The sequence below is a fragment of the Rhodococcus jostii NBRC 16295 genome, from assembly GCF_001894825.1.
Lineage (GTDB): Bacteria > Actinomycetota > Actinomycetes > Mycobacteriales > Mycobacteriaceae > Rhodococcus_F > Rhodococcus_F jostii.
This window is the reverse complement of record NZ_BCWY01000171.1, coordinates 1-7,037: the sequence shown is the minus strand read 5'-3', so window position 1 is coordinate 7,037 and position 7,037 is coordinate 1. Positions and strand designations below refer to the sequence as shown.

Below are 7,037 nucleotides of genomic sequence, written 5' to 3'. Positions count from 1 at the left end.
TGTAGGTTCTCATGATTGATGTCGCTTTTCTCATCGATCTGTCGCCCAGATGTCGCTTCCGACATTTTAGTGAGAATCGTTCTCGGCGTGTCTGCGGCCTGATCCTGGGCTTGGGCGGTTGGGTGTCCGCCATGACTGATGAGGGCAGCCTGATGTGGGCTGGTTTGGCGGGAGTTGTGCCGGGGTCGGAAGTGGCCGTGCGGTTCCGGGGAGACGACGGAGCGTTCGTCGATACGACGTTGCGGCGGTTACCGGTGGAGGAGGTGCTGGCGGGCCGTCCGGTGCGGGAGTTCAGGTCGTGGCAGGGGCGGCGGCACTATTCGGGCTGGTACTGGTCGGCTACCACGGGTGGTCACGTGGTCTACGAGAGCCGTCTGGAGCTGGCGAGAATCCTTCTAGCGGACCAGGACCCGACCGTGGTGGCGGTCGCGGCGCAACCGTTCCTGCTCGAAGGTGTCGATGGCGATCGGAAACGGCGGCATGTGCCGGATCTGCTGCTCGCGCACAAGGATGGAGCGCTGACGGTGGTGGACGTGAAGGCAGCTGCCCGCGTTGCCGATCCGAAGGTTGCGGCTCAGTTCGCGTGGACAAGGGCGGTGTGTGAGCGACACGGTTTCGGGTTCGAGGTATGGACGGGCGCCGATGCGGTGCTGGTGGAGAACTTGCGCTTTCTGGCCGGGTATCGGCGGCCTGCCACGATCGCGACCGAACTGGTGCCGGCGGTGATCGATGCGGCGGTCATGCCGGTGACGATCTCCGCGTTGGAACGGCGGCTGGGCCTGTCGGTGCCGCAGTGGCTGGTGCGACCGGTGATCCTGCACCTGTTGTGGCGATCGTGGCTGGTGGCGGATCTGTCGCGGGTTCTCGGCGGCGACACGCTGGTGTCGGCGGAGGTGGTGGCGTGAACGCGCGCACGGTGAGGGTCGCGGTCGGCGCGGGGCTGATGGTCGACGGCGACGCGGCGCGGGTCGTGGAGTTCGACGGCCGTAAGGTGGTCGTTGAGTACGCGGACGGCCGCTACGGAAGCTTCGCTTTGGCGGAGTTCGTCTCGCGGGCACGCGGTTTGGAGCCGGTCGAGGAAGGTCTGGATCCGGGGCTGGTGCTGGCGGGGCTGTCACCGGCCGAGCGGGAGCAGGCCGCAGCGCGAGGCGAGCATGTCCGGGAGGTGTTGACCGGCTACAGGTCCGGTTACGCCGAGGCCGCGCGCACAGGTGAGCCCCGCCCCGACTATGCGCCGGCGGTGGGGCTGAAGGCACGCTGCGAGGCCAAGGCCGCGGAGTTGGGGGTGGCGTCGCGCACCGTCGAGCGGTGGGTGGCCGCCTACCGGGATGCCGGTGAGGCGGGGCTGGTCGATGACCGGCGCCGCCGTGGCCGCGGCTCGACGGTGGATCCGCGCTGGGAGGCGGCGGTGGCCGCGGAACTGGCGGCGGGGGTGTCGGCGTCGACACCGACCCGCTCGGCGGTGCTGATGCGAGCCGCCGAGCGGCTCGAGCGCGAGCACGGGGTCGGGGTGGTGGCGCTGCCGTCGCAGGCGACCGCCTATCGGCGGCTGGCGGAGCTGGTTAAGGGCACGAACGCGGTGAGCGGGTCGGCGAAGGCGCGGCGTTCGATCGCCCAACGCCCGAAGGGCGTTTACGGCCGGCTGCACGCCACGCGTCCGGGTGAGTATCTGATTCTGGATACCCAGGATCTGGACGTGTTCGCGATGGAGCCGGTGACCTGTCGGTGGGTGCGGGCACAGCTCACGGTCGCGCAGGATCTCTTCGACCGGCAGATCCTGGGGTTGAAGGTGACCCCGGTGTCCACGAAATCGGTTGATGTCGCGAGTGTGTTGTTCGAGTCGGTCACAGGCCGCAGCGCGGGGCGCCCAGCGCTGGGGCCGGTGCACGGGTTGCCGAAGCATCTGGTGTTCACCGAGGAGAACACCGGCGCCGACGCCGAGATCTGGTGCCCGCCCGAGACCCTGGTGATCGATCACGGCAAGGCGTTCCTGTCGGCCCATGTGATCGGGGTCTGCGCCCGATTGGGGATCTCGATCCAGCCAGCCCAACCGCGCAAGCCAACCGACAAGCCCACGGTCGAGAGGTTCTTCCGTTCGTTGAGAGAGGGCCTGATACAACATCTTCCGGCCTACAAAGGCCCGGACCTGCACAGCCGCGGAGAAGGCCTCGAGGAGCAGGCGTTTTTGTTCCTGCACGAGCTCGAGGATGTGATCCGCGACTGGATCGTGACGGTCTACCACCCGAGTGACCATGACGGGATCGCGGTCGCCGAGTGGCCGAATCTGGCGATGTCGCCGAACGACATGTTCGCCCTGGGCATCGCCAAGGCGGGAGTGTTGCGGATCCCGGCCGCCCCGGAGCTCGCCTTGGAGTTCCTGCGGGTGGTCAAACGCACCATCCAGCATTACGGCGTCGAGATCGACGGTCGCCGCTACAACGGTCCAGCACTGGACGGCTACCGCAACGCGACCAGCCCCTACGGCGGCCTCGACGCCGGGAAATGGCCGTTCCGCGTCAACGACGACGATGTCCGCCACATCTACTTTCAAGATCCGGGCGATGGGCAGTGGCATCAGCTCGACTGGGAGCACGCGCCGATGCTGGGCACACCGTTCTCCGACGAGGCCGCCCGCTACGCCCGCATCCTCGCCCGCCGCACCGACCGTTTCACCGACCCCGCCGAGACGCTGGCCACATTGCTGAGCCGGTGGGATGCGGGTGAGGTTCTCGACCGGCGCGAACGGCGCATGGCCGCCCGGCTGGCGGCCGAGCGCAGCGGCCTGGCCGCGGCAGCCGAGCTCGACCTGGCCGCCGACCCTGTTCCGGCGCTGAGCGCCGCCACCACCAGCTCGGGCCCGCCGGTGGTCGGCGACGACGATGACGACAGCGAGATCCTCGACGACGTCGACGACTTCTACGCCGACGCGCTGGAGGTGCTCGAGTGAGCAGCGCCTACAGCCTCTCCCGCAAGGACGGGTGGCGCCGGTTCGTCGACACCGCGCCCCGCACCCGACCCGACACCCTCACCGCTACGGCGTTGTCCGCCTTGGGGAGCGACGCCCGCGAGGACTACGACGACGCCCGCCACGACTGGCACGCCAACTTCGGCACCATCGCCACCCCGCAGCTGAAGGCGGTCCGCGACGAACTGGAGCTGATCGTCGCCTCGAATCGTCAAGATCCCGATCGCGTTCGGGGCGCGGCGGTCATCGACGGGTTCCCCGGTCTGGGCAAGACGACCATCGTCAACCTGTTCGGCCGCGACTATCACCGCCAGGCCCTGCGTCGCCGCGGCCCGGTCACCGAGTCCGGTGACGAGCACATTCCGGTGTTCCGGGTCGGTCTGACCTCGAACACCACGCTGCGGACGTTGAACAAGATGATCTGCCAGTTCTACGGGCATCCCGGCGCCGATCGCGGCAGCGCCGCCCAGTTGGCCACCTACGCCCTGGACTGCGTCCTCTCATGCGATTCGCGGGTCGGGATCATCGATGATATTCACTTCATCGACCAGAACAGCCGCGACGGGCTCGCCGTCAGCAACCACCTGAAATGGCTGGCCAACGAGCTACCGGTGACGTTCATCTACGCCGGAGTCGGTCTCGGAGAACGCCGGTTCTTCGAGGAGGGCCTGTCCGGGTCCTCGGCTGCGCTGGCGCAAAGCGCCCGGCGCTGGACTCGCCTCGAAGTCGGCACCTTCGCCCACGACCGGCACTGGAAATCCCTGGTCAAGGCGGTCGACAAACAGTTGGTGCTCGCCCGCTGGCAGCCCGGACAGCTCACCGGCCTGGCCGACTACCTGTTCGCCCGCACCGGCGGGCACATCGGGTCACTGATGACGCTGATCAACCGCGGCTGCTTCAAAGCGATCCGCACCGGAGACGAGGCGATGTCACAGGAGCTGCTCGACACCGTCCGCATCGACGAAGCCTCCGAGAAGGCCCGCCACCGGCTCGAAGCCGCGACCTGCACGAGAGGGAAACGCAAGCAGGTGAGGCGATGACCGCGGTCACCACTCTGCCGTTGCGAACACCGATCACCGCCGGCGAGAGCCTCGATTCCTGGATCGACGCACTCGCCCGCCGCAACGACACCTCCCCGCGGGAAGTGCTGCGCGCCTTGGGCATCGATCACCCCGGTCAGTCGATCCGCCAGCTGGTCGATGAAACTGATTCCACGCAGCTGCGCCGCATCGAAGCCGCTACCGGGCTGCCGCCCCGTCGTCTCGACGCCGCGACCGGCCCCGCCGTCCCCGGGATCGAACGGCTATCGATGAAGTTTTCACGGTTCTGTCCGCGCTGTTTGGCCGAGACCGACGGCCGTTGGCAACTGTCATGGCGGTCGAGTTGGGCGATGGCCTGCAAGCGGCACCGACTGCTGCTGCACGACACCTGCCCGGAACCGAACTGCCGCGCGGCACCCCGAGTGCAGATCGTCGGCGGCGCCACCCCACCACCGGCGTCGACCTGCAGCCGCCTCATCGACCGGTCCCGGCTGCGTTGCGGCGTCGAGCTATTCACCGCGGCGGACCTGCCCGCCCCCGACGATGTCCTCGATGTCCAGTCCTGGATCGATCAGCTGGTGGCCGCGGCCCGCGCACCTGGCCCCGATCCGGCCCATGCGGCACTGGCCGATTTGCATCTGGTGGTGGCCTGGTTGCTGCGCCTGGACGGCACGGCCGCGATCGCTGCGGCCCGGGCGATCAACCCGCGTCGGCACGCGACTCCGCCGCCACCACGCAACGGCAGCCCGCCCAACCTCGATGCGGCACTGACCGCGGCACTGCTGACTCGCGCACGAGTTGTTCTCGGCGACGACGAGGCCACCGCGATCGACGAGCTGCGCACGCTGATCACGAAAACCCCAAGTCCGCAACGAATCCCGCCGCCGGAATTCACCGATCGCCGCTTTGCCTCCATGCCCAGCCGGTTCCCCAACCGCTACTTGCGTGCCGTCGACGCCCACCTACCCGGAGCCGTCAGGCTGCGCATGCGGACCGTCACACCCTCGGCCTCACCACCGCGCGCCAATGGAGCGAAGCGGATCCGGATGCTGCCGCAACTGTTCTGGCCCGACTGGACCGGCCGTCTGCTGCCCGTCGCGGGCGGCTTCCACACCGACCTATTCCGAGCAACTCTCAGCGTCCTGCTGACCGTCCCCGGTGATCCCTCGCAGCGGATGGACACCCACGCCGGGTTGTTGAACCCACGCGTCACAGCCGCCAACCTGAGCATCACCCTGCAAGGATTCGACAAGCTTCCCACCGGATCGGCGCTGACCGATGTTCTCGCGCTGCTCTGCCGCATCACCGACCACCTCGATCAACACGGCACACCGATCGACTACCAGCGGAGACGCGAGCAGATCCCCGCCGAAACCCTCACCTGGGCCCAGTGGCGTGACCTCGCCTGTTCGGTCGGAGCGCACCCTGGCAAGCATCGTCAAGGCCGGCTGCGGCACGCCCAACGTCACCTGCATCAACTGCTGTCCGGTGCCGACCTCGCCGACCGCCGCCACCCACTGGCGTTCCGCAGCCCCAATGACCGCGGCACCTTCGTCGGGTTCACCACCGCCATGGCAGCGCCGCTGCGCCGGGCCCTGCACGAACACGCCGAATCCCTGCTGGTTAACCTCGGCATCGACGAACCGCTGACCTGGTCGCCACCAGCCGACCTCGCCGACGGGCTCGCTCTGCCGGGCATCGATACCTGCGACCTCGATACCGACAAGGTCAGTCGCCTGGTCGTCGACGAACACCGCTCCTCGCGGGAGGCCGCCGAGGTTCTCGGCGTCCGCCCCGAACACGTCCGCATCGCGATGGAACGTCTCGACCAACCACGACGACAGTGGGCGCCCCATGCGGCACCCGCCGCATGGTTGCGTGAACAACACGCCGCCAGGCTGTTCACCCGCGAGTTCTTCGATCGCGAATACATCCAGGCCGGACGCAGCCTGAACGACATCGCCGCCGACACCGGCATCGGCCGCCACATCATCACCCGATTCGCCAAACAAGCCGGGATCTCCCTGCGCAGGGCCCGTGCACCCTTCCGCATCGACCCGGCCTGGCTGCGCGAGCAGTACTGCACGCAGCTTCGTTCGACCGCCGACATCGCCGTCGAACTCGGCACCGAACAGATGCGCGTCAACAATGCCCTGCACCGGCACGGCATCCCGGTCCGGCCGCAGGGCGTCGCGAGCCGCACCGAGATGATCATGACCTTCGACCACCTCCCACCGAACATCCGCGCAGCTGTCGAGGGCACCCTGCACGGCTGGATCCGGCTGCACCGCTTCCGGATCACGATGGCGTTCCCTTCCCTGGGCACCGCCGCCGACTACCTCGGAATCAAGTCGAACAGCCTGCTCCACCAACTCCGACTCCTCGAACGTCACGTCGGAGCACCCCTGTTCCACCGATCGCGCCGCGGCACCGCGCACCAGCCCACCCCACACGGACACGCCCTGCTCCGCGAACTCGACAACGAGCACGTTCAGCCACTGATGACCGCCGCCCTGCATGGCTGCAACGCCCTCGCAATGCCCGACGCGAAGACCCTCGCACACGCGGTGCGCGAAGCAATGACACCACCACGAAAACCTATACCGCTCACTCCATTCGGTGACATCGCAGTCGAGCGGCTGCGGATGACCCACACCACGCTCACCCTGCTACGCCACCTCACCACAACCGATGCCGAGGAGTCCTATGGCCACGGCCTGCACCAATGCACCAGCATCCAACACGGCACCCTCTACCCACTCCTGAGAAGCCTCGAACAAGCCGGATGGCTCACCAGCCGCGACGAAGACGAGGCCGACTGGCTCGCGGGCGCCCCACCCGGATGCGGACCAGGACGACGCCGCACCTACTACCGACTCACCCCAAACGGGCGCCGCGCCGCCCTCCGCGAACTCAACACGCCAAGAAAGCGACAGAACAGTGAGAACCCAGGAGCGACAAACCCATGAGAAACCACACCATCAGCCCAGGCCAGCCACGACCAGGACGACAAGACGGACGAGAACCTACAG

At 67.9% G+C, this 7,037-nt stretch carries 4 protein-coding genes; all 4 read left to right on the top strand.

Annotated features, from left to right (window positions below; genetic code table 11):
• Positions 1 to 11: 11 nt before the first annotated feature.
• From RJ1_RS44020 to RJ1_RS44005, 4 genes are read left to right on the top strand one after another with little or no spacing between them, the layout of a single operon-like run.
• Entirely contained in the window at positions 12 to 905 is an 894-nt protein-coding gene (locus RJ1_RS44020) for a TnsA-like heteromeric transposase endonuclease subunit (RefSeq protein ID WP_083400364.1), read from the top strand.
• A complete protein-coding gene (locus tag RJ1_RS44015; RefSeq protein ID WP_073370892.1) occupies positions 902 to 2,947 on the top strand; it encodes a TnsB C-terminal domain-containing protein in 2,046 nt (681 codons plus the stop codon). Before RJ1_RS44020 ends, RJ1_RS44015 begins: the two co-directional genes overlap by 4 nt.
• Entirely contained in the window at positions 2,944 to 4,005 is a 1,062-nt protein-coding gene (locus RJ1_RS44010) for an AAA family ATPase (RefSeq protein WP_073370889.1), read from the top strand. The genes RJ1_RS44015 and RJ1_RS44010 overlap by 4 nt, the downstream gene beginning before the upstream one ends.
• Positions 4,002 to 6,974: a TniQ family protein gene (locus RJ1_RS44005; protein WP_073370886.1), complete on the top strand. Its 2,973-nt coding sequence runs from the start codon at positions 4,002 to 4,004 to the stop codon at positions 6,972 to 6,974. Before RJ1_RS44010 ends, RJ1_RS44005 begins: the two co-directional genes overlap by 4 nt.
• The last annotated feature ends 63 nt before the right edge of the window (positions 6,975 to 7,037 follow it).

Bases quoted from the DNA above. Each gene is read 5' to 3' on its own strand.
- RJ1_RS44020 (WP_083400364.1), top strand. From the start codon at position 12: ATGATTGATGTCGCTTTTCTCATCGATCTGTCGCCCAGATGTCGCTTC.
- RJ1_RS44005 (WP_073370886.1), top strand. From the start codon at position 4,002: ATGACCGCGGTCACCACTCTGCCGTTGCGAACACCGATCACCGCCGGC.